At 66.8% G+C, this 24,983-nt stretch carries 22 protein-coding genes, 2 tRNA genes and 1 other RNA gene; 14 read left to right on the plus strand and 11 right to left on the minus strand.

The window, feature by feature from the left end; translation table 11 throughout:
* Positions 1-212: 212 nt before the first annotated feature.
* The 3 genes from AOP75_RS04145 to AOP75_RS04155 form a co-directional block, all read right to left on the minus strand.
* The gene (locus AOP75_RS04145) at positions 213-1,613 is read right to left on the minus strand and encodes an ABC transporter substrate-binding protein (protein WP_062077051.1); all 1,401 of its coding nucleotides are present in this window, start codon (positions 1,611-1,613) and stop codon (positions 213-215) included.
* A 33-nt stretch (positions 1,614-1,646) separates the two neighbouring features.
* A complete protein-coding gene (locus tag AOP75_RS04150) occupies positions 1,647-3,494 on the minus strand; it encodes a glycoside hydrolase family 13 protein (RefSeq protein WP_062077052.1) in 1,848 nt (615 codons plus the stop codon).
* Between the two features lie 235 nt (positions 3,495-3,729).
* A complete protein-coding gene (locus AOP75_RS04155; protein ID WP_062077053.1) occupies positions 3,730-4,743 on the minus strand; it encodes a LacI family DNA-binding transcriptional regulator in 1,014 nt (337 codons plus the stop codon).
* 166 nt (positions 4,744-4,909) lie between these two features.
* Between AOP75_RS04155 and tadA the strand changes: the two genes are divergently transcribed.
* The 5 genes from tadA (at position 4,910) to AOP75_RS04185 (ending at position 8,571) form a co-directional block, all read left to right on the plus strand.
* Positions 4,910-5,347 carry a tRNA adenosine(34) deaminase TadA gene (gene tadA / locus AOP75_RS04160; RefSeq protein ID WP_062077054.1) on the plus strand — a complete coding sequence of 146 codons (438 nt, stop codon included), beginning with the start codon at positions 4,910-4,912 and terminating at the stop codon, positions 5,345-5,347.
* Positions 5,344-6,468, plus strand: coding sequence for an FUSC family protein (locus AOP75_RS04165; RefSeq protein ID WP_062077055.1), 1,125 nt, complete (start codon positions 5,344-5,346; stop codon positions 6,466-6,468). Before tadA ends, AOP75_RS04165 begins: the two co-directional genes overlap by 4 nt.
* 33 nt (positions 6,469-6,501) lie before the next feature.
* Positions 6,502-6,592, plus strand: a tRNA-Ser gene (locus AOP75_RS04170).
* A gap of 677 nt (positions 6,593-7,269) precedes the next feature.
* A complete protein-coding gene (locus AOP75_RS04180; RefSeq protein ID WP_062077057.1) occupies positions 7,270-7,842 on the plus strand; it encodes a hypothetical protein in 573 nt (190 codons plus the stop codon).
* 384 nt (positions 7,843-8,226) lie between these two features.
* Entirely contained in the window at positions 8,227-8,571 is a 345-nt protein-coding gene (locus AOP75_RS04185; protein WP_062077058.1) for a hypothetical protein, read from the plus strand.
* A 377-nt stretch (positions 8,572-8,948) separates the two neighbouring features.
* Here AOP75_RS04185 and AOP75_RS04190 read toward each other — a convergent pair whose 3' ends face one another.
* Positions 8,949-10,376, minus strand: a complete 1,428-nt coding sequence (locus AOP75_RS04190) for an aldehyde dehydrogenase family protein (protein ID WP_062077059.1) — start codon at positions 10,374-10,376, stop codon at positions 8,949-8,951.
* A gap of 290 nt (positions 10,377-10,666) precedes the next feature.
* Here AOP75_RS04190 and AOP75_RS04195 point away from each other — a divergent pair, with 290 nt between their 5' ends.
* Positions 10,667-11,179 carry an LURP-one-related/scramblase family protein gene (locus tag AOP75_RS04195; protein ID WP_062077060.1) on the plus strand — a complete coding sequence of 171 codons (513 nt, stop codon included), beginning with the start codon at positions 10,667-10,669 and terminating at the stop codon, positions 11,177-11,179.
* A gap of 18 nt (positions 11,180-11,197) precedes the next feature.
* Here the strand turns inward: AOP75_RS04195 and AOP75_RS04200 are convergent, their stop codons facing one another.
* The 5 genes from AOP75_RS04200 to AOP75_RS04220 form a co-directional block, all read right to left on the minus strand.
* Positions 11,198-12,061, minus strand: coding sequence for an SDR family oxidoreductase (locus tag AOP75_RS04200; protein ID WP_062077061.1), 864 nt, complete (start codon positions 12,059-12,061; stop codon positions 11,198-11,200).
* Positions 12,058-12,498 (minus strand): MarR family winged helix-turn-helix transcriptional regulator, encoded by a 441-nt coding sequence (locus AOP75_RS04205; RefSeq protein WP_062077062.1) that lies wholly within the window; start codon positions 12,496-12,498, stop codon positions 12,058-12,060. The genes AOP75_RS04200 and AOP75_RS04205 overlap by 4 nt, the downstream gene beginning before the upstream one ends.
* Complete coding sequence (locus AOP75_RS04210) at positions 12,491-13,120, minus strand: NAD(P)-dependent oxidoreductase (RefSeq protein ID WP_062077063.1); 630 nt, start codon at positions 13,118-13,120, stop codon at positions 12,491-12,493. Before AOP75_RS04210 ends, AOP75_RS04205 begins: the two co-directional genes overlap by 8 nt.
* Before the next feature lie 46 nt (positions 13,121-13,166).
* Positions 13,167-13,874 carry a LytR C-terminal domain-containing protein gene (locus tag AOP75_RS04215; protein WP_062077064.1) on the minus strand — a complete coding sequence of 236 codons (708 nt, stop codon included), beginning with the start codon at positions 13,872-13,874 and terminating at the stop codon, positions 13,167-13,169.
* 38 nt (positions 13,875-13,912) lie between these two features.
* Positions 13,913-14,002, minus strand: a tRNA-Ser gene (locus AOP75_RS04220).
* A 72-nt stretch (positions 14,003-14,074) separates the two neighbouring features.
* Between AOP75_RS04220 and ffs the strand changes: the two genes are divergently transcribed.
* From ffs to recR, 5 genes are all read left to right on the plus strand, one after another.
* Positions 14,075-14,171, plus strand: an RNA gene (gene ffs, locus AOP75_RS04225) — signal recognition particle sRNA small type.
* 218 nt (positions 14,172-14,389) lie between these two features.
* Complete coding sequence (gene adhP, locus AOP75_RS04230; protein ID WP_062077065.1) at positions 14,390-15,421, plus strand: alcohol dehydrogenase AdhP; 1,032 nt, start codon at positions 14,390-14,392, stop codon at positions 15,419-15,421.
* A 106-nt stretch (positions 15,422-15,527) separates the two neighbouring features.
* Positions 15,528-17,903, plus strand: a complete 2,376-nt coding sequence (locus tag AOP75_RS04235; protein ID WP_062078406.1) for a DNA polymerase III subunit gamma and tau — start codon at positions 15,528-15,530, stop codon at positions 17,901-17,903.
* Positions 17,904-17,958: 55 nt separating this feature from the next.
* Positions 17,959-18,582: a TetR/AcrR family transcriptional regulator gene (locus tag AOP75_RS04240; protein WP_062077066.1), complete on the plus strand. Its 624-nt coding sequence runs from the start codon at positions 17,959-17,961 to the stop codon at positions 18,580-18,582.
* A 103-nt stretch (positions 18,583-18,685) separates the two neighbouring features.
* A complete protein-coding gene (gene recR / locus AOP75_RS04245; RefSeq protein WP_062077067.1) occupies positions 18,686-19,282 on the plus strand; it encodes a recombination mediator RecR in 597 nt (198 codons plus the stop codon).
* Positions 19,283-19,548: 266 nt separating this feature from the next.
* Here the strand turns inward: recR and AOP75_RS04250 are convergent, their stop codons facing one another.
* Positions 19,549-20,829, minus strand: coding sequence for an ABC transporter permease (locus AOP75_RS04250; protein WP_062077068.1), 1,281 nt, complete (start codon positions 20,827-20,829; stop codon positions 19,549-19,551).
* Positions 20,826-21,767, minus strand: a complete 942-nt coding sequence (locus AOP75_RS04255; protein WP_062077069.1) for an ABC transporter ATP-binding protein — start codon at positions 21,765-21,767, stop codon at positions 20,826-20,828. Before AOP75_RS04255 ends, AOP75_RS04250 begins: the two co-directional genes overlap by 4 nt.
* A gap of 188 nt (positions 21,768-21,955) precedes the next feature.
* On the opposite strand from AOP75_RS04255, the gene AOP75_RS04260 reads away from it, so the two are divergent.
* From AOP75_RS04260 to AOP75_RS04270, 3 genes are all read left to right on the plus strand, one after another.
* Positions 21,956-22,498, plus strand: a complete 543-nt coding sequence (locus AOP75_RS04260) for a TetR/AcrR family transcriptional regulator (protein ID WP_062077070.1) — start codon at positions 21,956-21,958, stop codon at positions 22,496-22,498.
* A 179-nt stretch (positions 22,499-22,677) separates the two neighbouring features.
* Complete coding sequence (locus tag AOP75_RS04265; RefSeq protein ID WP_062077071.1) at positions 22,678-23,949, plus strand: aspartate kinase; 1,272 nt, start codon at positions 22,678-22,680, stop codon at positions 23,947-23,949.
* Positions 23,946-24,983 (plus strand): aspartate-semialdehyde dehydrogenase, encoded by a 1,038-nt coding sequence (locus tag AOP75_RS04270; RefSeq protein WP_062077072.1) that lies wholly within the window; start codon positions 23,946-23,948, stop codon positions 24,981-24,983. The genes AOP75_RS04265 and AOP75_RS04270 overlap by 4 nt, the downstream gene beginning before the upstream one ends.

Here is a 24,983-nt window from a genome sequence, read left to right on the forward strand (position 1 = left end):
CAGGCGCGGCGAGGGGCCGATGCCGTGGCGAGGCCACGCTCGGCCGGCACCTGGGGTGCCAACCCAGCTGGCGCATCGGCCCCATGCGCGCTGTCCGTGCCCTCATGACCGCTGGGAATCGGGTCCCGCTCAGTCGTCGTCGAGGAGGTGCTCATCCTTAGTCCTTCCGGCGAGGTGTGGGGGCAGCCGAGGCCGCCCCCACACCCAAGGGGTTACTCGGCGCTGGCGTAAATGCCCTCAGCCTGCGTCTGGGCATCCGCGAGCAGAGCGTCGATGTCCGCGGCCTCGTCAGTCAGTACGGACTGGACCACAGAGTCGAGCATCGCGTAGACCTCTTGAGTCGCCGTCTTAGGCTCACCCACGAGTTGCTGGTCGAAGATCGCGTCGGTGTACGGCGCCATCTGCTCCACCGGAACGTTGATGTAGTCAGCGATCCACTCGCGCGACTGGTCGTAGAGCTCGCGGTCAAACACCGGAAGCTCTGGCGCTCCCACCGGCTGGTCGAGCGAGGCCGCCACCTCTGCGTTGGCCTTGGCCTGCTCCTCATCGGCCAACTTGGCCATGTAGTAGAAGTCGATCCATGCCACCGATGCCGCCTGCGTAGCCTCGTCGGCCTTGGGGTTAACCACCGCAAGGGTGCCGCCGCCAAGGACCCCGGGGTCCTCACCTTCCAGCGGCAACACCGTGAGCCCGTAGTCGTCGGGGACCATGGCGTTCTGGGTCACCAGGTTCCCGTAGTTGCCGCCACCCGAGACGTACATGCCGATGCGTCCGGCAGCGAAGTCCTGGTTAATGGTTCCCCAGTCGTACAGGAAGTTCGCTCCCATGGAATCGTCTTCCCAGCGCAGGTCCTGCAGATACTCGAGCGCCTCCTTCACGGCGGGGTCGTCCAGCGTGGGCATCGTCGTGTCGGCAGACTCGGTGCGCCCGCCCATGGCGTACGCGAGGGTGGTGAGGATCCAGCCGCCCGTGTTGGACGACGTCATCTGGGCGTAGCCCGCCTCTCCGGTGGCCTCCGCGATGGTGTCCGCGTACTCGCGGACCTCGTCCCACGAGGTGGGCGGGCTGTCCGGGTCCAGACCAGCCTCTTCAAACAGCGTCCGGTTGTAGTGCAGGCCCTGGCCATAGGCGGCGATCGGGATTGCCCACATGTTGCCGTCGGCGTCCTGGCCGGCCTGCGCCACGTTGGGGTTGAACTGGTCGGCGTAGGGCAGCTCGTTGACCAGCTCGTGAATGTCCGCGATCTGCTCGCGTTCAATCAGGCCGCGGCCATCGGTGTACGGCACGGTGAAGACGTCGGGAAGTGTGCCTCCAGCGAGTTCGGCGGCAAAGGTGGTGCCCGTCCAGGTGTACTCCTGAGCCTCGATGGTGACATCGGGGCGGTCAGCCTCGAACTGGTCAACCCGCTCGTCAAACGCATCGCGTGCCTCGGGCTCGAGTCCCGCGTCGATGGCGACCTTGACGGTGACGGGTCCAGCGGGTGCTGCCTCCGCCGATCCGCTGTCGCTCGTGGTGCTCGCGGGCTCCTCCGAGGTGGAGCATCCCGCCAATACAAGGGCGCTGGAGGCGATCAGTGCGCCCGCCATGCCAGCCCTGCGGCCCAGTGACTTCATTGTCGTGTTCCTTTCCATAAGGGGGTCGCGCCGTCAGGCGCTGGTGTGGGGATCTGGTTCAACGTCGAGCCAGACAGTGCAATCTGGGGGCAGCTCGGTGCCGTCCAGGGGTCCGCTCGCGAGCAGCACGCTCGCATTGCCTGGCAGCGCCACGTTGCGCTCGCCCAGGTTGGTGATGGAGGCGAAGGTGGCGCCGCGGCGAAAGGCAATCGCGTCCGGCCCAGCATCAAGCCACGTCAGGGCGCCGGTGCGCATGTCTTCACGCTCGCGGCGCAGGCTCAGAGCCTCCCGGTAGAGCTGCAGCATGGAGTGGGGGTCTGCCTCTTGGCGAGCCACGCTGAGGTGCGACCACTGCGCAGGCTGGGGCAGCCACGGCTGTGCGGATGGCTGCGCGGAGAATCCCAAGGACGCTCCGTGTTCCGACCACGGCAAGGGGACGCGGCATCCATCGCGACCCGGATCTACGCCACCTGAACGGAAGTGCATGGGGTCCTCGATGAAGCTCCGGTCCAGCTCCACCTCCGGCAGGCCCAGTTCATCGCCCTGATAGATGTAGAGGGAGCCGGGCAGGGCGGCGGTGAGCAGGGCCGCCGCGCGTGCTCGACGGGTGCCCAACTCCAGGTCGGTCGAGGTTCCGAAGCGCTTGCGGTCAAACGCAAAGCCCGTGTCTTCACGGCCGTAGCGCGTGACCGGGCGCGTAATGTCGTGGTTGGACAGCACCCAGGTGGCGGGGGCGCCGACGGGCCGATGCTCCGTCAGGGTGCGCTCGATGGAGGCACGCAGAACCTGGGCTTCCCACGGCTGGGTCATGAACTCGAAGTTGAAGGCCGTGTGCATCTCATCCGGCCGCAAGTACCGGGCGAAGCGGGCAGCATCAGCGAGCCAGACTTCCCCCACGAGGATCCGCGGCTCGTCATACTCGTCCGCGACGCCACGCCACGCACGGTAGATGTCGTGGATCTCGTCGCGGTCCAAGTGAGGGTGCTCCCCTGGTGCAGGATCGTGAGGCAGCGGCGGGAACGAGGGGTCCTTCACCGGCAGCGCTGCAGAGTCGATCCGGACTCCCGCTACGCCTCGATCAAACCAAAAGCGAAGCACGTCTTCATGCTCGTGGCGCACGTCCGGGTGGTTCCAGTTCAGGTCAGGCTGTTCCGGGGTGAACAGGTGGAGGTACCACTGGCCTGGGGTGCCATCCGCGTTGGTGGTGCGCGTCCAGGTGGGGCCTTGGAAACTCGACACCCAGTCGGTGGGCATCTGGTCGCCACCCTCGCCCAGCCCGTCGCGGAACCAGAAGCGTTCGCGCGCAGGGCTGCCCGGTTCGCTGGCGAGGGCCTCTTGGAACCACGGGTGCTCATGGGAGATGTGGTTGGGGACCACATCGATGATGGTGCGGATCCCGAGTTCCCTCGCCTCGGCAATGAGTTCCTCGGCCTGGCGCAGGTCCCCGAACATCGGATGGATGTCGCGGTAGTCGGCCACGTCGTAGCCAGCGTCCGCCAGTGGGCTGGGGTACCAGGGGTTGAACCACAGGGCGTCGACGCCCAACTGAGCGAGGTATGGCAAGCGCTCGCGCACGCCGGCAAGGTCGCCGGTGCCATCTCCGGATCCGTCCGCGAAAGATCTCACGTAGACCTGATAGATCACGGCCGTGCGCCACCAATCGTGCGCCAGCGCCGGGTCCTCCGCGGCACGTAAGGGGTTGCCGTCATCACTGGCTACGATGCCGGCCGTCGCGCCGTGCGACGGCGCAGCGTTGGCGGCTCGGTCGGCGGCGGCCGCGGGCGATTCGCGCCCGGTGAGGGAAAGGACCTCGCTGTCCACACTCACTCCTTTGTCGTCTTGACTCGAAAGTTCGATTGACTGCGACTGTAACTTCAGCATCGCACGTACGCAAGTAATCGACAGACTATTGCAATATTACGATTCCGCAACGGCCCTTCAACGAGCGGCCAAGGTGCACCAGAGCCGAGGCGTGCAGACATGCACCCGCGTGGCCGGGCGGCAGCAAGGGAGCCTGCGGAACGCCTTGGGGCCGGCAGAGACCGCTGCCGAGCGCACACGAAGGGTGCGGGGGCGCCGGGGCGAGGCCGACGCCGGGAGGGGTGGCGTACGGGTCTTAGTCCGCGACGGGAGCGGGGCCAGTGGAGCCGCGCAAGACAAGCTCGGGCTCGAACAGCAACTCATCCCCAGGCGCGTCAGTGCCGTGAATCTGACCCAGCAGGAGGTCAATGACCGCCCTGCCCATCGCATCAATGGGCTGGCGTACCGTGGTGAGCGGCGGCTCAGTAAAGCTCATGAGCGCGGAATCGTCGAAGCCGACGACAGATACGTCGCGCGGAACAGCGAGATCCAGGCGGCGCGCGGCGCGGATCGCGCCGAGCGCGAGCGGGTCCGAGGCGCACACAAGCGCCGTGGCCCCCGCGTTGATCAGGCGCGATGCCCCGGCCTGGCCAGACTCGATGGAGTACAGGCCGTTCACCACTAGGCGGTCGTCCAAGGGCGAACCCAGGCCCGCCAAGGCGCGCCGCGCACCTTCGCGCTTGCGCACCGATGGCTGGTGCGCCGCTGGGCCCAGGAGCAAGCCGATTTTCCGGTGGCCCAACTGGTGCAGATGCTGGACCGCCTGCTCTGCAGCCGAAGCATCGTCAGTCGAGACGGTCGCAAACTCAACCCCCGCGACAGGGGCACTCACGAGCACGGTGGGAAGCTTGACGCGCCGCAGCCGTTCGTAGTGCTCGTGCGGAGCGCCACCTTCGGTGTAGCTGCCACCCAGGAAGATCACGCCGCTTACCTGCTGCGCAAGTAGCAGGTCCACGTAGTCGCTCTCGGTGATGCCGCCCGCGTTTTGGGTGCACAGCAGGGGCGTATAGCCGTTTTGCGCGAGAGCGCCGCCAATGATGTCCGCGAGCGCCGGGAAAATAGGGTTCTGCAGTTCCGGAAGGACCAGGCCAACCAGTCGGGCACGCTCACCACGCAGCTTGGTTGGCCGCTCGTACCCCATGATGTCAAGCGCGGTCAGCACCGCCTCACGAGTGGCGTTGGAGACACCCGGCTTTCCGTTCAGGACGCGGCTGACGGTGGCTTCACTCACACCCACCTTGGCCGCGACTTCCGCGAGACGCTTCGACATAGCCTCAGACTATGCAAGAACTTGCGCAATCACGCAACTCTTGCGCTCGTTACCGCAGGCACTGCCCCGCCCCCGGAGAGCGCGGGGGTCCGCATCACAGGTCCGATGCCGGGGTGCGGGTGCGAGCCCCGGGTAGCCTGGCGAGGTGGAAAAGTACGTGGGGCCCATGCACGCCGCGCTCGAGCTCGCGCGCGCGGCCGGCAATGCCGGGGATGTGCCGGTGGGCGCCGTCGTTCTTAACCCCCACGGCGTCGTCATCGGTGAGGGACGCAACCGGCGAGAGGTGGATGGCGACCCCACGGCGCACGCCGAGGTGCTCGCGATGCGAGCCGCCGCACAGGCCCGCGGCCGCTGGCGCCTTGAGGACTGCACTCTCGTGGTGACGCTCGAGCCGTGCCTCATGTGCGCTGGCGCGATCCTCGCGGCCCGTATCCCCCGCATCGTCATCGGCGCCTGGGACGCGAAGGCCGGCGCCACCGGATCCCAATGGGACGTGGTCCGCGACGCCCGCATCGGCTCCAAAGTGGAAGTTATCTCTGGCGTGCTCGAGCACGAGTGCGGCCGGGTGCTTACCGATTTCTTCGAGGCGCGGCGCGGCGAATGACCGAGCCGTCCCCTCGCCGCCGAGACATCTGGCGTTCGGGCGCGCGCCGGGCGGTCACGTCACTGGGCACCATCTCACCGGCGGCGGACCCGCGCTGGCCCATCGCTCTTCAGGCAGCCATCACGCTGATGATTCCGCTGTTTGTCGGCATCGCCGTGGACCGCATCGACCTAGGCCTGCTGGCCTGCGTGGGCGCGTTTACGGTGCCGTACTTTTCCGCCCTGCCACGCCTCGAGCGGCTGCGGCTGCGGCCCATCGCCGGCCTGGTCCTCACCGCGTCCGCGGCGCTAGGCGCGTTGCTGGGACCCCACCCGGTAGCGGCAGCCGTGGGCCTCGCAGCCCTGGCCACAGCCGTCGGCCTGGCGGTTCACGGCTACCGTCTGGGCCCACCCGGCCCCCTCTTCCCCGTCATCGTGTACGGCATGTCTGCGCACGCCACGGGCAAAGGCGTGCCTCCTGAGACCGTCATTGCCTGCGTCGCCGCTGGGTGCGCGCTCGCCGTCGTGGTGAGCATTGCACCCCTGGTGCGCCGCCGCCACTGGCTAGTGACGCCCCGTCCGCTGTCGGTATTGCTCGCACGTCCCGTCTGGGACGCAGGCGCCAAGGAACTCGCAATGCGCACCGCCATTGTCGCGGTGACCTGCACGGCCCTGAGCGCGCTCTACGTTGATCCCGAGCGCGCATACTGGACCGTCGCCGCGGGCGTCGTGGTGGTGGGAGTGGTGCCAGGACGAGGGCCCGCCGTGAGCCGCGGTCTGCACCGCATGGTCGGCACCATCGCAGGAGTGGGCATCTACGTAGCCATCACGCGCCCAGAGGTCCCCATCATCCTGCTCGCCCTCATCTTGGGAGCCCTGCAGTTCGTCACCGAGGTGGCAATTACCCGCCACTACGCGATCGCGACCGCTGCCGTCACCCCCCTGTCGCTCATCCTGGTCAGCTCAGCGGAGGGCAACCTGGGCGCACTGGACTTGGTGGGCGAACGTACCCTCGACACGGTCGTGGGCGCGGGGATCGCAGTCGCCACCGCTCTGCTCCACCGACCGGCAGCACCCGACCCCGAGCACCGCTTCGCTCCCCCGCACGCGACCCCGCCCGCGGCGCCGTCGAGTGCCGATTAGGTCTGCGGTCCCCGAGCAGGTATTCTCTTTCGCGGTGACGTGTCCGAGCGGCCGAAGGTGCAGCACTCGAAATGCTGTGTACGGTAACCCCGTACCGTGGGTTCAAATCCCACCGTCACCGCCATTGAGAAGGACCTGTTTTCCCTGGTAAATACCGGGAGAGCAGGTCCTTTTCGTTTCGCTCGGGTAACTTCCCGGCAACGCCGAAACGCCGACATCGGTCGCTAGCGCCGCCCACCCGGCTGGGGCCGAGCAAGCCTCGCGACGCGCAGTCACACTGTGCAAGGGGACTTCCGCTGTCGCGCCGGCAGATTGCGCGCGGCACGTTGCGTCGGGTTCGGCCACATACGGTCGCATAGGCCCGCACAACCATCTGTCCTGCTAAGAGTGACCGTGCGGTGATTTTGCAGGCGTGATGGCCAGTGTCGGTGGTAGGTTGAACATCAGCTCTAGGGGGGCTTTGATTGGGTCACTACAGGGGTATACCGAGAACTTTTCTCTGTTCTGGGATGATGACGGCTCGCGGTACTTGCGCCTTCTTCGCGCTCGCATTGATGGCCTTTCCATCATCGAGACGTTTCTCGCGGTTCAGAGCCAGATCAACTCCGTTTTGCAAGCGGAGGGCAGTCGGGAGTTCCGACTCCATTGTGATCGAGTCAGTCAGTAGAACCTTCATCGCTTCGATCTGGGTCGAGCCCAAGTTTTTGGCCTCAACGGAGCCATCCGTGTTCGAGCGCCATTTCAATGAGGCACGTCAATCCGCGCTTGGTCCGCGTCTGCTCGCATTCAGAGGTGCCGCCCGTGTCTGACGAACGCATCGAGGTCGAGTTCCAGGCACGTGAGCCCGATGCGACCACGATGAGCCAGCAATCCGCCCGGACATACGCAGATGTGCCGCGCAAGCACTGGTACGTCAGATTCCTCTTGAGGCGAGGGCGTTCGCGCGGAACAATTCTGGTCGCGATTATTCCTGGATTGTTGCTCGTCACGGCCACTACTGTCCCCGTCCTGGATGCGTTTTCTTGGGCCCTAGTGAGGTCGGAAGACGGAAGCGGAGTCCCGCTCAAGCGGCTACTCATCGTCGCGGGAATAGGACTGGCGTTGGGCTTCGCCTACGCGTGGTCGCTATCGATCTTCGCCCGCCGCGAGGCACGCGCGGAGGTGCCTTGGGGAGGGATCTGGGTGATCGTCGGATTCTTCAGTACCGCGTTCTGGCTCATCACGCTCAGTTTCTTCAGTATCAGCCTTCCCGGCACACTGATCTTCTGTCTTCTGCTCGCGTGGGCAGGCCGCTCCGCCGCGAATGCCCTAACTTGGCCAAGGTGGCGAGCCGCAGCGCTCGAGAGTCCATCGACTTCCCCTACTGCCGCGTGAGAGACCACCAAGCTTGCCGCCTCGCTCGCTTCGCTGGTCCACGCCAGCGCTCAGCGTCCGCTACGCGGTGACATGACTGCCGCCACTAAGCGCGGCATCGGCCCCTACGTAAAATGTGCAAGGGGGCGCCCCGGCGGGGCGTCACGTACGAGTACCGACTACCACTGGCGGCGAGGCGGCGGCTGCCGGTCCCAGCGGGCGCTGCCGAATACACGGCCCTGCCGCGGCGATGCCGCGACGCTCGCGGAAAGGACGAAGGACTGTGCCATTGGCCCACGCAAACTACTGGGCGGCTGAGTGTGCGCTACGTTTGCATCGCGGCAGCCGCCACGGTCTGCTGATGGTAACGACCGCCACGGTCGACTTCCTGAGGGGGAAACCAATATGACTACGCCTAACCCTGCGCTCGCACACAGCGCCATCGATGCCAAGGCGCTCCGGACGCGAAGTGCCACGTCGTTGGTCTGGGGCATCCTGCTATTGATCATGGGCCAGTCCATGATGACGATCGCTTCGCTCATGCCTAGCGAACTCGGCTACGACGGTCCTGAGATGAGCGGGGGCGCGGTCTTCTTCCTCGGGGCCGGCATCATCGCCTCCCTGCTCGGCCTGATCATCACCCTGAGCATGCTGCACCGCTTCCTTACGCGCGACGACCGTCGCGCTGCGGTGGAGTTCGTTGACCCGCCCCAACCCGCGAAGCCGACCGACCCCGCTCTGCAACAGTAGAGCGCTCCCGGCGGTTGGCGTCTAAGTACAGGCGCGACGTGCGTGCGGTAGAGAGGCAGTCCTGATGCACTGTCGTCGCGCGACAGCCGCATGCATCATCGTCTTCCTGGCGGTGACTGCGTGGACGATTGGGACTGCTGACGGCCGCTGGGATGCACCTGTCTCCACATTGGTAGTCGGACTGCCGATCCTGGCTGTGGTTCTTGGGGCGTTATGGCTCGTCCAACGTTCGCGCATGGCTCGACGTCCTCGTTGAGTTCGACCGGCTAGCGCCGGTTCCACCATCTCCTCGTGGGGTGCGAGAACCGGACCACCGATTCCCAGATCCGCGCACGAGCACCCGCGGCCAACCGAGCAGCAACCAGCTTAGCGCCGCGCTAAGGCAGCATGCGGGTCGATGCCTTCGTCACGACGCGCTCTTTCCAACGGGAGTGTGGCGGGTGCACCGCACGCGTCGAGTCGACTCCGCGCGTCTTGTGAAGCACTGAGCGTTCGTGACTGAAGGTACGAATGCTCTGTTCACCCCGATACGCCCCCATCCCGCTGTTACCGACGCCACCAAACGGCAGGTGTGGAACGGACAACTGCGCCACTGCCGTGTTGAACGTGAGGCCGCCCGACTGGGTGCGTGCGGACAGCGCCTTCTTTACTCGGCGCCGCCGCGTGTAGGCGTACAGCGCCAACGGATGCGGGCGCTCGTTGATGACGTCAATGGCTGCATCGAGGTCATCCACCACCACGATGGGCAAGATGGGGCCAAAGATCTCCTCCTGCATGATCGCGTCCTCCCTCGACACGCCTACCAACACAGTCGGCGCCACATACCGAGAGTCGATGTCGACGTCACCACCCGTCACGAGTTCACCAGCACCCAGGAGCCCCGCGAGTCGTTCGGCATGGCGCTCGTTGACGATCCGTCCGTAGTCGGGGGAAAGGCGAGGCTCGGCCCCGTAGAACTCCTCGATCGCCGCGGTGAGCTCGCGCGCCAACTCGCCGGCGACGCGGCGCGTCGTCAGCACGTAGTCCGGCGCCACACACGTCTGCCCGCAGTTGGTGAACTTGCCCCATGCGATGCTTCGCGCAGCGCTCTTGATCGACACTGAATCGTCAATCCAGAGCGGCGATTTCCCGCCGAGTTCAAGCGTGACCGGAGTGAGGTGCTTCGCCGCGGCCTCCATCACGATGGAACCCACCTTGCTGTTCCCCGTGTAGAGGATGCGCCCCCACGGCTCCTCCAACAGCCGGGTGGTCTCGTCAACGCCGCCCTCGACAACGCGGACTGCGGTGGGATCGAGGTACTGCGGCACCAACTCAGCGAGCAGTCGAGAACTCGCTGGCGCGAGTTCACTGGGCTTGAGGACGGCCGTGTTGCCGGCCGCGATCGCGCCGGCCAAAGGCACCAGAACCAGGTTGATGGGGTAGTTCCACGGACCAATGATGAGGACCGGCCCAAGCGGCTGCCGTTGGATCGACGCCCGCGACGTTCCGATCAATGGGCTGGTGCGGCGCCGGCGCTCCTTGGTCCACCGCCGCAGTTTGCGCCGCAGCAAACGCGCCTCCTGCACCACGGCCGTGACCTCAGTGAGGTGCGCCTCCGTGGCGTTCTTGCCGAGGTCGCTCAGCAGCGCGTCGTGTACCCGGTCGGCATGCTCGGTCAGCATGCGCTCCAGGCCGCGAAGTTGCGCACGCCGCCACGACAATGGCGATGTCCGGCGACTCTCGAAGGTGGCACGCGTGGCCGCAATGGCGTCAGCGATGTCCCCCTCGCTCGTCGTGGGGGACTGGCGTGCAGTTGCCTGCGTCACGTTTACTCCTTCGCTCTTGTTAGGCGCCTTCCGGCGACCGCGAACGGTCGTCGGCACGCCTCCGTGGCCGTCCTCGTCAACGCGGGACGCCCCTCATCACATCCCCGCGCCCCTTTGGCCTCCCGCCGCTGGGCGCGGACGAGCCCGTCACTCGCTAGCGGCTCGGTGCCGGTGCCGCGCGGAGCCGTTGCGCCACCAGGAGTCCGTGAAACGTGACGTTTAGCGGCGGTATCCCACGCGCACATCGGCCGTTCTCACTATGGTGAAACCACAGCCGATGAGAGGAAGCCATGGCCATCCCCCCAGCACCAGAGGGCTTTGCCCGGTTCGTCATGAAGAGCAAGTTTGGCGCGGGGCGTGACTTCCGCGTCTTGGCTCCCGACACTGAGGCGGAGCTGTACTACGTGGACGGGCACATCGGGACTCGTCCAACGGCCGAGGTCCTCGACCCCCAAAAAAACGCCCTGTACTCCGTGCGTGGCAAGCTCTTCGGGATCCCGAAGCGTCTGGACATCACGGACGCGGCCGGCGAGCAGGTCGCGCACCTCCACTCGCCCGCGTTCAACTTTGTGAAAGACAAGATCGAGATCACCATGGCGTCCGGCGAGGAGCTGCTCCTCAAGGGCAACATCATCGAGAAGGACTACAAGGTTCACGACGCCCAGGGAGCGATGCGCATGCAGATCACCCAAAAGTGGGTGACCATCCGCGACAGCTACACCGTGGACGTCGACTCCACGGTCGCTCCCGCTCTCGCCTTTGCGCTGGTGTGGGCCATCGACCGTTGGGTGGAGCGCGACTGACCCGCTAACCGCTAGTCGCTAGTCGCGAGGGGCGAACGCGTCCGCGCGGTCGCGGACGTACTGCGCCATGGTTGTCGCGGGCTGTCCGGTCAACGCACGCACGCGGCGGTTGGGGAAGGCGGAGACGTTCATCCTGACCACACGGTGGATCATCTTCTGCACGGCGATGTAATCCTCGGGCAGGCCTTGCTTGCGTAGGCCATCCAGAAACTCGGCCTCCGAGGGGCGCCGGTAGGTGATGGGGCGGCCCAACTCCTCCGACATGATCTGTGCCACCTTCTTGTACGTCAGCGACTGCTCTCCACTCAGCGTGTAGGCCTTGCGGACGTGGCCCGGCTCGGTGAGGACCGCGGCAGCCACGCGCCCAATGTCGCGCGCGTCGATGAACGCCGTGCGTGAGCGTCCCGCCGGGACAAACAGCTCCCCGCGCTCGCGGATCGCGCTCACGTACGCGGTCTCGAGGTTCTGCATAAAGAAGTTGGGGCGCAACATCGTGTACGGCGCTTTGACCTGACGCAGGTAGGCCTCGACGGCGTGGTGAGGAGTGCTCCTGTTGCCCTGCACGCCCTGGAGGGACAGGAACACGATCTGCTCCATGCCGCGCCGCATAGCGGCGTCGATCACGGGGAACAGGAACGTCTCGACGTCCGCGATGGCCGGTGGACGCATCAAGAACAGCGCGGTGCATCCGTCGAGCGCCGCATCAATGTCCCCTGCTGGCGCACCGAACTCGAACGGGCGGGACTGTGCGCCCGCCGGCAGCGCTTCCGCGTCCGCCTCGGAGCGCACCCCTGCCACGACATCGGCGCCACGCTCAAGGAGCCCGTTCACCGTGGGCAGCCCGACGGTGCCGGTTGCCCCTGTCACAAACACTGCGCTCATCGCACCACTCCTGTTGTTCGCGTGAGCGTCGCGGCCAAAGCCGCGAGCTCCTCATCAGACACTGCCACAAAGTGCGGCGCCACAGCTTTCACGGCATTGGCCTCGAAAGCGGTGACGATCTCCCGGGCCGAGCCCGTCAACCGGACCACCTTGGATCGCGCGTCGCTGGGGTGCGGGACCTGCTCGACCAGCCCACGCTGAACGAGCGGATCGACCGCTTGTGTCACGGCGCCGCGGGTGACTCCCAGATGCTCCGCGAGTGCGCTGGGCGTCATGTCCTGAGCGCCGTGAGCGAGAGCGAACAGCACCTCCATGTGCGACCGGCTGAGCTCCTGGTCCGCGAACGGAGGGCGCGGCAAGCTCGCCAGCACCCGCTGCCACTGCACCATCGCCTCCAACACGGTGGCGATGGAGGTCGAGCGGCTCACGTCACGCACTCACGAACGGCATCTGGTGAACGAAGGTGCGGTCATCGATTTGCGTCACGATGAAGTCCGCGAGGTCCTCACGGCTGATCTTCATCCCGGTCCCGACGCCCACCCAGCCTGCGCGGTAGCTTCCCTGGCGGGGGTCCTCCGTGAGACGCGGGCCGCGCACGACCGTCCAATCCAGGTGGGACTTCTCAAGAATCTCGAGGTGCCCCTCGGCGTCAGCGAGCACGTGCCCTGCCATGAGCTTGAGCGCGCCGCGCATGAGCCGGTCGGGGAAGGCGGGCTGATCCTGAGGCGCGCGCAACCCGCCGCCTGACAGCGTCACCAGCCGCGTGGCGCCCGAGTCCTGCATCGCAGCCACGATGTTCGCCGTGCCGTCAGTCTGCAAGGTGCGCGGCGATCCCTTGACCTGGCCGAACAAACTCAGCACAGCGTCGGCCCCCTCCACCGTGTCAGCAACGGCGGCCGGATCGAGGACGTCACCCTGGATGACGACCAGGCGGTCGTGCTCGGGCAGGGCCGACGCGCGGCGTGCGAGGGCGCGGACGGTGTCGCCGCGGTCGAGGAGACGGGTCAGAACGCGCGAACCGGTCTTGCCGGTGGCGCCAAAGAGTGCAACGGTAGCCATGCGACTTAGTTTAGACGCTAAACAACCTGCCGGCTACCACCGGGCCTTACTCCTCGTCGCCGCCTTCGCCATCTCCCGAGGGCTCAGGCGACGGGCTGGCGGTGGCAAGCGGGTTCTCCGGTAGCACGCCTGGCGCAAGCTGAGGCTGGATGAGGTCTGCGGGCAGGCACTCCGCCTGAGCGCTCAGCTGAAGGTCGGGGTCCAGTTCAGGCGACAGCGCCTCGCGCAGACCCGGGTCCTCGCCATACTCGTCGCCCAAAATGAGGTCCAGAGTGATGTCATCGCGATTGTCGAGCGTGAGCTCCACATCGTCGAACTGAACCGAGAGGGTATAAGCCTGGTGAACGCCGGCGGAGCCAAAGAGGATCTCCACGCCTCCCGTGAACTCGCGATTCCAGTTCTGAGTCCCCGTCACCAGGAAGCCGCGCGATTCCAGCGCGGTAGCCGTCGTTCCAGCGAGCCCAGCCACGTCGGTGGCATTGCTCACGCGCAACACCACTTCCTCAGCCGGCAGCGGTGTGGCCCCGGCTGGCGGGCAGACCAGCGTCGTATCCGCCTCGAACGCCCCGGCCGGCGTGTGAATAGCGGCGTTGAATGGCCCCTGCGCATCCCCGCGGAAGATCGCGAGCGCCGCGATGGTGAGCGCCGTCAACACAATGATCGCGATTCCAAAGACCAGGAGCTGGCGCTCCCTCCTCCGACGACGCGTCACCGAACCGCGCGGCGTCGCGTCGGGGTGCTGGGCGTCTGTCACAGGTCCTACCTCTAGGCAGTGGTGCGTCGGGACGGAAATGGCGGAGGATAGGGGATTCGAACCCCTGAGGGCTTTAACACCCAACACGCTTTCCAAGCGTGCGCACTAGGCCACTATGCGAATCCTCCAGGAGCCACGATGGTACCCGAGCATTGCCGAGGGAAGAAATCGCACCACCCCGGATAGCCGCTAGACTATTCCCCGACCCCCCACGTGGCGATACCTCGCCCAACTCCCCCAGGGCAGGAATGCAGCAAGGGTAAGCGGGCTCTGTCGGGTGCGTGGGGGGTCCTTTTATGCCCGGGTGACCCCGGCATCGGCCCGGCGCCCACAGCGAGCCAACCCCTCCCTGACCCCGGCGACGCCCCTCCCCACGCCACTCGAACCATCCCCACGGCCGGACTGTGACCCAGGTCTCAAATGAACAGGGACTTTCCGCCCGGGCGCCGCGGGCCAAACAGGCATACCGTCGAAGTGTCGTCATCGAAGACCACACCAGATGAAGGGAACACATCATGGCCGACACATTCCGCGCCGCAGTCGTCGAAAGCTTCGACGCCCCCCTGAACGTCAAGGACGTAGAACTACCCACCCCAGGCCCATTCGAGGCACTCGTCAAGGTTCAGTACTCCGGCGTCTGCCACACGGACCTCCACGCAGCAGAAGGCGACTGGCCCGTCAAGCCCACGCCGCCCTTTATCCCCGGCCACGAAGGTGTCGGAGAAGTTGTCGCCGTCGGCGACCGCGTCACCCGTGTCAATGTGGGCGACACCGTCGGCAACGCCTGGCTGTGGAGCGCCTGTGGCGAGTGCGAGTTCTGCGAGTCCGGCTGGGAGACCTTGTGCCTGGCGCAGAAGAACGGCGGCTACGCCGTAGACGGCTCGTTCGGACAGTACATGCTCGTTGACTCGCGCTACTGCCCCGTCCTGCCTGAGGGCGTCGACCTCGCGGGCGCCGCGCCCATCCTGTGCGCTGGCGTCACCGTCTACAAGGGCCTCAAGCAGACGGACACCAAGCCCGGTGACTGGGTCATGATTTCCGGAATCGGCGGGCTGGGCCACATCGCAGTCCAGTACGCGGTCGCAATGGGCCGTCGCGTGGTGGCTGTTGACGTCGATGACGCCAAGTTGGAGCTCGCCAAGAAGCACGGCGCGGAAGTGACCGTGAACGCTGCGACCGCTGAAGACGCTGCCGCAGACATTCAGGCGGCGACCGGTGGCGGTGTGCACGGTGCACTCGTGACTGCGGTCAACGGCAAGGCGTTCCCGCAGGCAGTCAGTTCGCTGCGCCGCGGAGGCACCGTGTCGCTCGTGGGCCTGCCCCCCGAGCAGTTCCCACTGGATATCTTCTCCGTTGTGCTGAGCGGCTGGACCGTTCGCGGCTCCATCGTTGGCACCCGCCGCGACATGGAAGAGGCCATTGACTTCTTCGCTCGCGGCAAGGTGGTGCCGACCTACACGGTCGAGCCACTGGACAACATCAACGACATCTTCTCCCGCATGCACGCCGGCAAGATCGACGGCCGCATCGTGATGGACATGGCGTAACACCCGCAATCACCCCAAGGCCGCCCCGAGCACACCGCTCGGGGCGGCCTTTGCCTTGTGTGGAGGGCCGATGCGCGTGTCGGTGGGGACGGTTAGGCTCAGTCCCGTGAGCCAAGCCTTGTATCGCCGGTACCGCCCCGACGCCTTCGCCGACGTCGTGGGCCAGGAGCACGTCACCACGCCCCTCATGCAGGCGTTGCGGTCGGACAAGGTCAACCACGCATACCTGTTCTCCGGCCCGCGCGGCTGCGGCAAGACCACCTCAGCGCGCATCCTGGCACGCTGCCTCAACTGCGCGCAGGGGCCCACAGATACGCCGTGCGGCGAGTGCGATTCCTGCGTCGAGCTCGCGCGCGGTGGCGCGGGGTCGGTGGACGTGGTCGAGATCGATGCCGCATCCCACAACGGCGTCGATGACGCCCGCGAGCTTCGCGAGCGCGCGGCGTTCGCCCCCGCGCGCGACCGCTACAAGATCTTCATCCTGGACGAGGCCCACATGGTCACGACCCAGGGCTTTAACGCGCTGCTGAAGCTGGTGGAGGAGCCGCCGCCGCACGTGCGCTTTATCTTCGCGACCACCGAGCCGGACAAGGTCATCGGCACCATCCGCTCTCGCACCCACCACTACCCGTTCCGGCTGGTCCCGCCGTCCGTGCTGACCGAGTATCTCGAGACGCTGTGTGCCCAGGAGAACGTCACGGTCAGCTCCGGCGTGATGCCTCTTGTGGTGCGTGCGGGCAGCGGGTCCGTGCGCGACACGCTCTCTGTGTTGGACCAACTGATCGCCGGCTCGGACGCCGCTGGCGTCACGTATGAGCGCGCCATCGCATTGCTGGGCTTCACCGATGCCACGCTCCTCGACGACGCCGTGGATGCACTAGCGGCCTCAGACGGTGCGTCGCTGTTCCACGTGGTCGACCGCATCATCTCGACGGGCCACGAGCCACGCCGCTTTGTCGAGGACCTGCTTGAGCGCCTACGCGACCTCCTGGTGCTGGCCGCCTCAGGCCAGGCTGGCGCCGGGGCCCTGGGGGAAGTTCCTGAGGACCAGCTCGAGCGCATGCAAGACCAGAGTAGGCGTCTGGGGCTCGCACGAGCGTCCCGCGCCGGGGACTTGGTCAACGACGCCCTGACCTCGATGGTGGGCGCGACCTCGCCTCGCCTCCACCTTGAGCTCCTGTGCGCGCGCCTGCTCGCTGCGGACGCGTCCCCGGCTGGCGTCGCTGTCGCCGCCGCACCGAGCGCGGCACCGACGGCCGTCCCTGCAGGGACCGCCGCGAACCAGGTGCAAGGTGCGGGACACGCCGGTGGCGCCGCACAGATAGACGACGGCCTGACGGGCGCCGCTCGCGCCAAGGCGGCGCTGGCGGCGGCGCGGCCCCCGGCCAGCGAAGCTCAGGCCAGTGCAGCTCAGGCCAGCCAAGCTCAGGCCAGCGCGGCTCCGGCCGCGGAGCAGGTCACGCCTGGCGAACCTACTCGCCCCGCACCGTGGGATGACGAGCCCGAGGACGGCGCGACGCCGGCGACCTCGACGCAACCGGCGGAACCCGCTCAGGCGCCAACGCCAGCCCCGGCGCCATCGTCGGCGCCTGACACCCCGGCCGCTCCTCCTTCACCGAGCGCGCCATGGGACGAGCCTGAGCCGGTGGAACCCGACCCCATTGAGCCCATGCCGTACACCGCCCCCACCCCTGTCGTGAAGCAGGCTCCGGCAGAGGCACCCGCCGCGAGCGCTCCAGCGCCGACCGCGACGCCGGCCCCCCAGGAGCCCGCTGTCCCACCTGCGGCACCGCCGGCCGGATCTCAGGCCGGCGGCGCCGAGGACGCCGAGCTCCTTCGCCGGCGGTGGCAAGAGGTCCTCGGCACGCTGGAACGGCGCCGCGTGACATGGTCGATGGTGTCGCAGAGCGCTCAGGTCGCCTCGGTGGAAGCCGGCGTGCTCACACTCGCCTTCGACAACGCGGCACTCGCCGGGCGGTTCGGCGGCTCTCAGCACGCGGAGAACGTCGCGCTCGCGGTGCGCGAGACGCTGGGCCTCCAGGTGCGCGTCGAAGCCACCACTGGACCCGTCGCCACACCCACCGGTCCTGGCATCCCCGCGACGGGAGCAGCGCCGTCCTACGGTCAAGCACCATCGCACGGGGCCGCGCAGTCCGCCGACTCGGCGTCGCCGTACGGATCCGCGCAAGGTTCGGCACCCGCCTATGGAGCGTCCACAGCGCACGTTGCAGGGACCGCGGGTCTTGGCTCGCACGCGGCGGCCATGCCCAGCACCGCGGCACCCGCCCCTGCGGGTAGCGCCGCCTCGGTACCCGCCACCGGCGCATCGGCCGCTTCCGCACCCGCGGCTGCGTCAGCCACCGCAGCCGCCGATGACTACGAAGAGATCATTTCCGACGACGATGAGGCCGCACCTGATGCCACTCTGTCCGGCGCGGACGTCGTCGCAAAGATGCTTGGCGGGCAGGTCGTCGAGGAATAGTGCGGCGTCTGCGGCCCCCCTTGGCACGCGCTTACTGACTGGTAACGTGTGCGCCATGGGCGAGGCGGACAAAGGGGACAGGAAGAAGGCCCCCACTAAGTTCGAACTACGCCGCGCCAAGACTCGTGCCGACCTTCTGCTGCTGGGCTACGAGCGGTTCCCCATCAAGGGATATGCCTCCACCACCATCGAAGATGTGGTGCGCGACTCCGGATACACCCGCGGTGCGTTCTACTTCCACTTCGACTCCAAAGAAGAGTTCTTCCTGGAAGTGCTGCGCTACCGCAAGCAGATCCGCGGTCAATGGTGGGAGGTCCTGGAATCGGACAGCGTCACGGACCTGATGAGCGCGCTGGCGGCGACCTCAGCCGAGTTCGATCGGACAGACCCCAACGGCGGCGTGTGGACCATGCTGATCGCAGAGTTCGTCAATGAGATTGCCGGCAATGCCGACATCCTTGCGCCGCTACGTGACATGTACCGCGAATGGATTGCGGAGCTGGCGATCCTGATGCGCTTCCTTCAAGACAAAGGATGGGGCAGGACGGACCTTCCTGCGGAGGTCCTTGCCCAGCAGATCCTGTCGCTCACCGACGGCTACGGGCTCGCGCACCGCATGTACGACGTGGACTTCACCTCGATGTTCGACGCCTACGTCCGCATTCTCGAGCCCCGCTAACCGCGGCACCATACGGCAGGTGCGTGCGGCATCGGCCCTGGGCCCACTCCGGTTCGTGCGAGCCTGAACTCCACCACCAGTTCTGCCGCCTACGCTTGACCCCATGTATGACGGCGCGGTGCAGGATCTGATTGACGAACTGGGGTATCTCCCCGGCGTGGGCCCCAAGAGCGCCCAGCGCATCGCGTTTCACCTGCTGGCGGCGGACGCCACTGACGTCAAACGCCTCGCGGACGCGATCACCACCGTCAAGGAAAAGGTGCGGTTCTGCGACACCTGCGGCAACGTCGCTGAGTCCGCGCAGTGCCGCATTTGCGCCGACCCTCGGCGCGCCGAGGACTTGCTGTGCGTGGTGGAAGAGCCCAAGGACGTCGTCGTGATCGAGCGGACCCGCGAGTACCGCGGGCGCTATCACGTGCTGGGCGGCGCGATCGATCCCATGAACGGTGTGGGACCGGACGATCTACGTATTCGCGAGCTCCTTACCCGCCTGGGCGACGGAGTAGTGCAGGAAGTGATCATCGCAACCGACCCCAACATTGAGGGTGAGGCCACCGCAACCTACCTCACGCGCATGTTGGTTCCCATGGGCGTCAAGGTGTCGCGGCTCGCATCGGGCCTGCCCGTGGGCGGCGACTTGGAGTACGCGGACGAGGTCACGCTTGGCCGTGCCTTCGAAGGCCGCCGCCAGGTCTCCTAGCCCCGCACCCAGTTATCCCTGGCCGAACATACGCGGCGGGATCCGGCCGCTATCTGGGGCCCCGCCGAAGCTTTCCGGTGGTGAGCCACGCGAGCGCCATCGCTTCGCGCCCCAGGGCCACAGCATCGGTCCCCGCAGCGCGCCAACACCCCCGCAACGCGCCAAGGCCCCCGGTGGCCCCTGGAAACCACCGAGAATCGACGGCCAGGGGCCCGCGGGGGCCTCAACCCCACCGTGTATGTACGGCCAGGGGAATGGGGGGGTGGTTATGCCACTCGTGTTCCCGAGCGGAGCTTCTTGTAGGGGACACGGAGCCTGTTGATGACGATCCACATGGACCCCACCAGCAGGAGCACCGACACCCCGAGGCCGAGCCACGGAGCCCGTTCGAGGTTCGCCACCTCACGCTGACGCGCCTCCCAGTCCGCCTCGGTCTCGGCCCACTCCGCTTCCATGTCCTCGTCGCTCACCTGCGCCGCGGCGGAGATTTGGCGCTCGAGGTCAGCGCATTCATCCCAGGGCTCGTAGCCGGTGAGCTCGTCGTCCGGTCCCAGGCGGGCCTCCGACAGCAACTGGTGCACGTTCGCGAAGACACCGGGCGCCGCGCGACCGTCCTCTTCCCAGGTCTCAGGGTCGACGATGGGGGCGGTCTCGGTGATCATGACCGCCGGGTTCATGAGTAGGATCCACGCCACCTTCTCGGTATGCGTCACGGTGTACGCCCACTCCGAGTCGATGCAGGTGTAGTCATCCGCGTTAAGCGCGGAGAAGTCACCCGTCATGTAGGCGTCATTGAGCGCGTCTTCCGCCGCGGGCGTCATCTGCCCATAGTCGATGTACCGGTCGCGGTCAGGGGCCTCTTCGGTGACCAGCAGCGTCGACACTCCGAACACGATGATGGTGCCGATCAGGAAGAACCCCGTCGTGAGGTGCGCGAGCGCCACGGAAGCCACCGCGCGGGCGGCGATCGAGGACCACGCGAGGCCCACTGCGGTGAACGTCAGCACGACCAGGAGAATCGCGCCAATCGTGATCAGCATCTCCCCCAGCCTCCACCCAGAGGACAGGTACGTATAGATCAAGAACGGCGACAGCGCCACGAGTGCAAAAACGGACACCGTCCACGACGCGAGCAGCTTGCCGACGGCGATGTCCCCGGCCGTCAGGTGGCTCATCTGCAGCGGCGCCAATACGCCCTCGCCCGAGTCTCCGTTGATCGATGTCGCTGACAGCGATGGCGCAATCAGCATCCCGACACCGAGCACCATGATGAGCACGATCTCGAAGTTGGTCGACGACAGTTGAGCCGGCGTGAAGATGGCAGCCGCGATACAGATCGCGATGACGATCGCGAACAGGATCCCGTAGAAGATGTACCCCTTCGTGGAGGGGCGGCGGCGCCGGAGCTCGATGCGGGTCATCAGGCTGACGCCGCGGAAGGTCGGCAACCACGGGTTGCCCTTCCGGGGCGGAGGTGCCACCGGGGTAGGGGCCGATGCCGGGGGCGCAGCGGGTGGCTGGGTGCCAGTGGGGGCCGTGGTCGTCATCGCCGCTCCTCGTTCATCGCCATGTAGGTCTGCTCAAGCGCCGACCCCACGGGGCCAAAGCGGTGGACGGCCACACCTTGTTGGACCAGCCACGCGAGCGCTTGCGCCGCCTTGTGCGCGTCGTCAATCCTGACGATCGCGCCGTACTCCTGCGCCTCGAAGGGCACGTTGTACGCGGCGAGGGCCTCGTGAAGCACCTGCGGCTCGAGGGCGTCGACGCGGTACTTGGTCTTGGCATCAGCGACCATGGCCGCCGCATCGTCGCCAAGCGTGCGGCCTTGCGACATGAAGATCGCGTCGTCGACCATCTCGTCGAGCTCGGCGAGCACGTGGCTGGAGACCAGCACCGCGCGTCCCTCGCCGGCGAACTCGCGCACCAGGGTCCGTAGCTCGATGCGTGAGCGCGGGTCCAGCCCGTTCGCCGGCTCATCGAGCAGCAGAACACCGGGATCGTGAACGAGCGCGCGGGCAAGCGAGAGCCTCTGCTTTTGGCCGCGCGACAGCACCCGCGCGGGACGTTCGGCGAACTCGCTGAGGTGGACCCGCGCGAGCAGGTCCACTCCGCGGGCACGAGCCGTGGCGCGCGGAATGCGGTACGCCTCCCCCATCAACGTCAGGGTCTGGAGGCACGTGAGGTTGTCCCACGATCCCAGTTGGTCTGGCATCCAGCCAATCGACGCCCGCACAGCCGCAGCGTCGGTGCTGGGGTTGTGTCCTGCGACGGTGATGGTGCCGGCGTCCGGGCGCAGCAGCCCTGACAGCATGAGCATGAGGGTGGTCTTGCCGCATCCGTTTGGCCCAATGAGGGCGGTCACAGAGCCAGCGGGAACCGTCAGCGTCGCGTCTTGGACGGCGTGCACGGAGCCAAAGCTCCTCGCGACGCCCGTGGCGACGATTGCCTCACGCACGGGCGCAGGGGCCTGTGCAGTTGCGGTCATGATGCTCCTTGTCTAATGACGTGGGCGCGCCCCCTGCGCGCCGACTCCCCTAGCCTTCCAGCGCTCGTGCGGCATGCATATGAGGTAGCCCCCTGATATTTGGCGCGTGTCGCAACGGTGGCCGTCATACTCAGGTGTCATAGTGAGTAGACCAACTAGTTCACGTGTGAATGACCCGAGGAGAGCTCGTGCCCCGCAATCCGTCCGACAAACGCGAGCGACTCACCGCCGCGGCAATCCGACTTGCCCGCACCCAAGGGCTCGAGGCCACCACCATCGCCGCCATCGCCGCGGAGGCCGAGGTGCCATCCGGAAGCGTCTACTACTACTTCAAGACCAAGACAGACGTTGCGCAGGCCATCGCGGATGGCATTGCGGCGGTCTTGGCGGGCGAAGCCGCCGAGCACAGCGGGGCACAGGATCCCCGCGATGCGCTGACGTCCTTTCTCTCGTCGTACCTCGATGACGCTGACACCACCGTGGAGTACGGCACCGTGTTGTCGACGGCTGCGCGGGTCGGTTCAGGTGACGCTCATGCTCAGGTACTTGCATGGATCGCCGACACCTTCATGGAGCTCGGGTTCGCCGAGTCCGCAGCGCACGCCCGTGCCCAGCACCTGCTTGCTGGACTTGAAGGGGGAGCCGCACTTGCATCGGCCCTAGGCGACACCGCGCCCCTCGAACGCGAGGTCGCCCACCTCACCCGCTGGGTCGCCAACGCCAAGCCCTAGCAAAGCCGTCATGCCTGAAGTGGCACTTTCTGGCCGTTATGCACCCGCAAAACAGCCAAATGGAGCCATTTGGCGGGAGGTTGGGGGGCGCGGGTAGGCCTAACGGCTTGCGTTCACTACAATGGGCCGCGCGTCCGAGGTCGGGCGAATCATCCCAGATAACTTTACGGAGCCTTTCCATGCCGCTCGTGGTGCAGAAGTACGGCGGATCCTCGGTGTCAGACGCTGAGGCGATCAAGCGCGTCGCGCGACGCATCGTCGAGACCAAGCGCGCCGGCAACGATGTCGTGGTCGCGGTCTCTGCCATGGGAGACACCACGGACGAACTGATTGACCTCGCGAATGCCGTCACGTCTGACGCCGCCCCGCGCGAGATGGACATCCTCCTGACCGCCGGCGAGCGCATCTCGATGGCACTGCTTGCGATGGCCATTCGCGAACTCGGCGTCGGCGCACAAGCATTCACCGGGCCGCAGGCGGGCGTCATTACGACCGAGCACCATGGCCGCGCGCGCATCATCGACGTGGCGCCGGGGCGCCTCCAGAAGGCGGTCGGTGACGGAGACGTCGCAATCGTCGCCGGATTCCAAGGCCTCCACCCGGAGACTCAGGACGTCACGACCCTGGGTCGCGGCGGATCCGACACCACTGCTGTCGCGCTCGCCGCCGCACTCAACGCCGACGTCTGCGAGATCTACACCGACGTTGACGGGGTGTTCACCGCGGACCCCCGCATTGTCCCGTCGGCACGCAAGCTCACCCGCGTCTCCTACGAGGAGATGCTCGACCTCGCCGCCTCCGGCGCCAAGGTCCTCATGCCGCGCTGCGTCGAGTACGCGCGGCGATTCGACGTACCGATCCACGTGCGCTCGTCGTTCTCCGGTCTAGAAGGGACCTGGGTTTCGAGCGACACTGCTGAAGGAGAAGAGATGGAAGACCCGATCATCGCCGGCGTCGCGCACGACCGCTCCGAGGCCAAGATCACGGTCATCGGCGTGCCGGACATCCCCGGCTCCGCCGCGCGCCTGTTCGAGGCCGTCGCCACGGCAGACGTCAACATCGACATGATTGTCCAGAACGTCTCCGCGACGGTCACCGGCGTCACGGACATCTCGTTCACGCTCCCGGCGGACTCGGTCCCGCGCGCAACCGCAGCTATCGAGGCCGACCACAGCGCCATTGGCTACGCCGAGCTCACGACCGACGACACCATCGGCAAGATCTCGCTGGTGGGCGCTGGCATGCGCTCCAACTCGGGCGTGTCCGCCAAGTTCTTCTCGGCCCTGCGAGACGCGGGCATCAACATCGAGATGATCACGACGTCAGACATCCGCATCTCCGTCGTCACGCGTGCGGAGAAGCTCGACGAGGCCGTGCGCGCCGTGCACAGCGCCTTCGACTTGGACTCGGAAGACGGCGATGCCGTGGTGTACGGAGGTACCGGACGATGACCCTCACTGTCGCAGTTGTAGGCGCCACCGGCATGGTCGGCACCGTCATGCGTTCGCTGGTCGCGGAGCGCTTCCCTGAGGCGAAGGTGCGTTTCTTCGCTTCCTCACGTTCGGCCGGCACCACGCTGGAGCACCTGGGCGCAGATGTCACCGTCGAGGACATCGCTTCAGGGGACTACGCGGGAATCGACATCGCGATTTTCTCCGCTGGCGGCGGCCCGTCCAAGGAGTACGCCCCCAAGTTCGCTGCCGCCGGCGCGATCGTCGTGGACAACTCGAGCGCGTGGCGCTCGGACCCCGACGTACCGCTCGTGGTGTCTGAGGTGAACCCCGAGGCACTGAACGACATCCCCAAGGGCATCGTGGCCAACCCCAACTGCACCACCATGGCGGCCATGCCGACCCTCAAGGTGTTGCACGAGGAGGCCGGGCTCACCCGACTGGTGGTCTCGACCTACCAGGCAGTGTCGGGCTCGGGCGTCGCTGGTGTGGCCGAACTCGCTGGACAGGCGCGCGCCGTGATTGACGGCGCAGAGGGCCTCGCTCGCGACGGTGAGGCTGTGGAGTTCCCCGAGCCTGCCGCCTACACCGAGCCGATCGCTTTCAACGTGCTGCCCCTGGCTGGCGGCTACGTCGAGGACGACTCGAACGAGACCGTCGAGGAACGCAAGCTCATCGACGAGTCCCGCAAGATTCTCGCCCTGCCCCAGCTGCGGGTGTCCGGCACGTGCGTGCGCGTCCCCGTGTTCTCTGGCCACTCGCTGTCCATCAACGCCGAGTTCGAGCGCCCCCTGTCCCCCGCGCGTGCCTACGAGCTCCTCGCTCAGGCCCCCGGCGTCGAGGTAGAAGAAGTCCCCACGCCGCTCAAGGGCGCGGGCAAGGACTCGACGTACGTGGGTCGCATCCGCGTCGACCAGGGAGTCGATGACGGTCGCGGCCTCGCGCTGTTCATCGTGGGTGACAACTTGCGCAAGGGTGCGGCGCTCAATGCCATTCAGGTAGCGGAGCTCGTGGCCGCGAAGATCGCGGGCTAA

This window comes from Demequina globuliformis (genome assembly GCF_000975155.1).
GTDB classification, from domain to species: domain Bacteria; phylum Actinomycetota; class Actinomycetes; order Actinomycetales; family Demequinaceae; genus Demequina; species Demequina globuliformis.

Coding starts and splice junctions, on each gene's coding strand:
- AOP75_RS04145 (WP_062077051.1), bottom strand. CDS start 1,613: ATGAAGTCACTGGGCCGCAGGGCTGGCATGGCGGGCGCACTGATCGCC.
- AOP75_RS04150 (WP_062077052.1), bottom strand. CDS start 3,494: ATGCTGAAGTTACAGTCGCAGTCAATCGAACTTTCGAGTCAAGACGAC.
- AOP75_RS04155 (WP_062077053.1), bottom strand. CDS start 4,743: ATGTCGAAGCGTCTCGCGGAAGTCGCGGCCAAGGTGGGTGTGAGTGAA.
- tadA (WP_062077054.1), top strand. CDS start 4,910: ATGCACGCCGCGCTCGAGCTCGCGCGCGCGGCCGGCAATGCCGGGGAT.
- AOP75_RS04165 (WP_062077055.1), top strand. CDS start 5,344: ATGACCGAGCCGTCCCCTCGCCGCCGAGACATCTGGCGTTCGGGCGCG.
- AOP75_RS04185 (WP_062077058.1), top strand. CDS start 8,227: ATGACTACGCCTAACCCTGCGCTCGCACACAGCGCCATCGATGCCAAG.
- AOP75_RS04195 (WP_062077060.1), top strand. CDS start 10,667: ATGGCCATCCCCCCAGCACCAGAGGGCTTTGCCCGGTTCGTCATGAAG.
- AOP75_RS04200 (WP_062077061.1), bottom strand. CDS start 12,061: ATGAGCGCAGTGTTTGTGACAGGGGCAACCGGCACCGTCGGGCTGCCC.
- AOP75_RS04210 (WP_062077063.1), bottom strand. CDS start 13,120: ATGGCTACCGTTGCACTCTTTGGCGCCACCGGCAAGACCGGTTCGCGC.
- adhP (WP_062077065.1), top strand. CDS start 14,390: ATGGCCGACACATTCCGCGCCGCAGTCGTCGAAAGCTTCGACGCCCCC.
- AOP75_RS04240 (WP_062077066.1), top strand. CDS start 17,959: ATGGGCGAGGCGGACAAAGGGGACAGGAAGAAGGCCCCCACTAAGTTC.
- recR (WP_062077067.1), top strand. CDS start 18,686: ATGTATGACGGCGCGGTGCAGGATCTGATTGACGAACTGGGGTATCTC.
- AOP75_RS04250 (WP_062077068.1), bottom strand. CDS start 20,829: ATGACGACCACGGCCCCCACTGGCACCCAGCCACCCGCTGCGCCCCCG.
- AOP75_RS04255 (WP_062077069.1), bottom strand. CDS start 21,767: ATGACCGCAACTGCACAGGCCCCTGCGCCCGTGCGTGAGGCAATCGTC.
- AOP75_RS04265 (WP_062077071.1), top strand. CDS start 22,678: ATGCCGCTCGTGGTGCAGAAGTACGGCGGATCCTCGGTGTCAGACGCT.
- AOP75_RS04270 (WP_062077072.1), top strand. CDS start 23,946: ATGACCCTCACTGTCGCAGTTGTAGGCGCCACCGGCATGGTCGGCACC.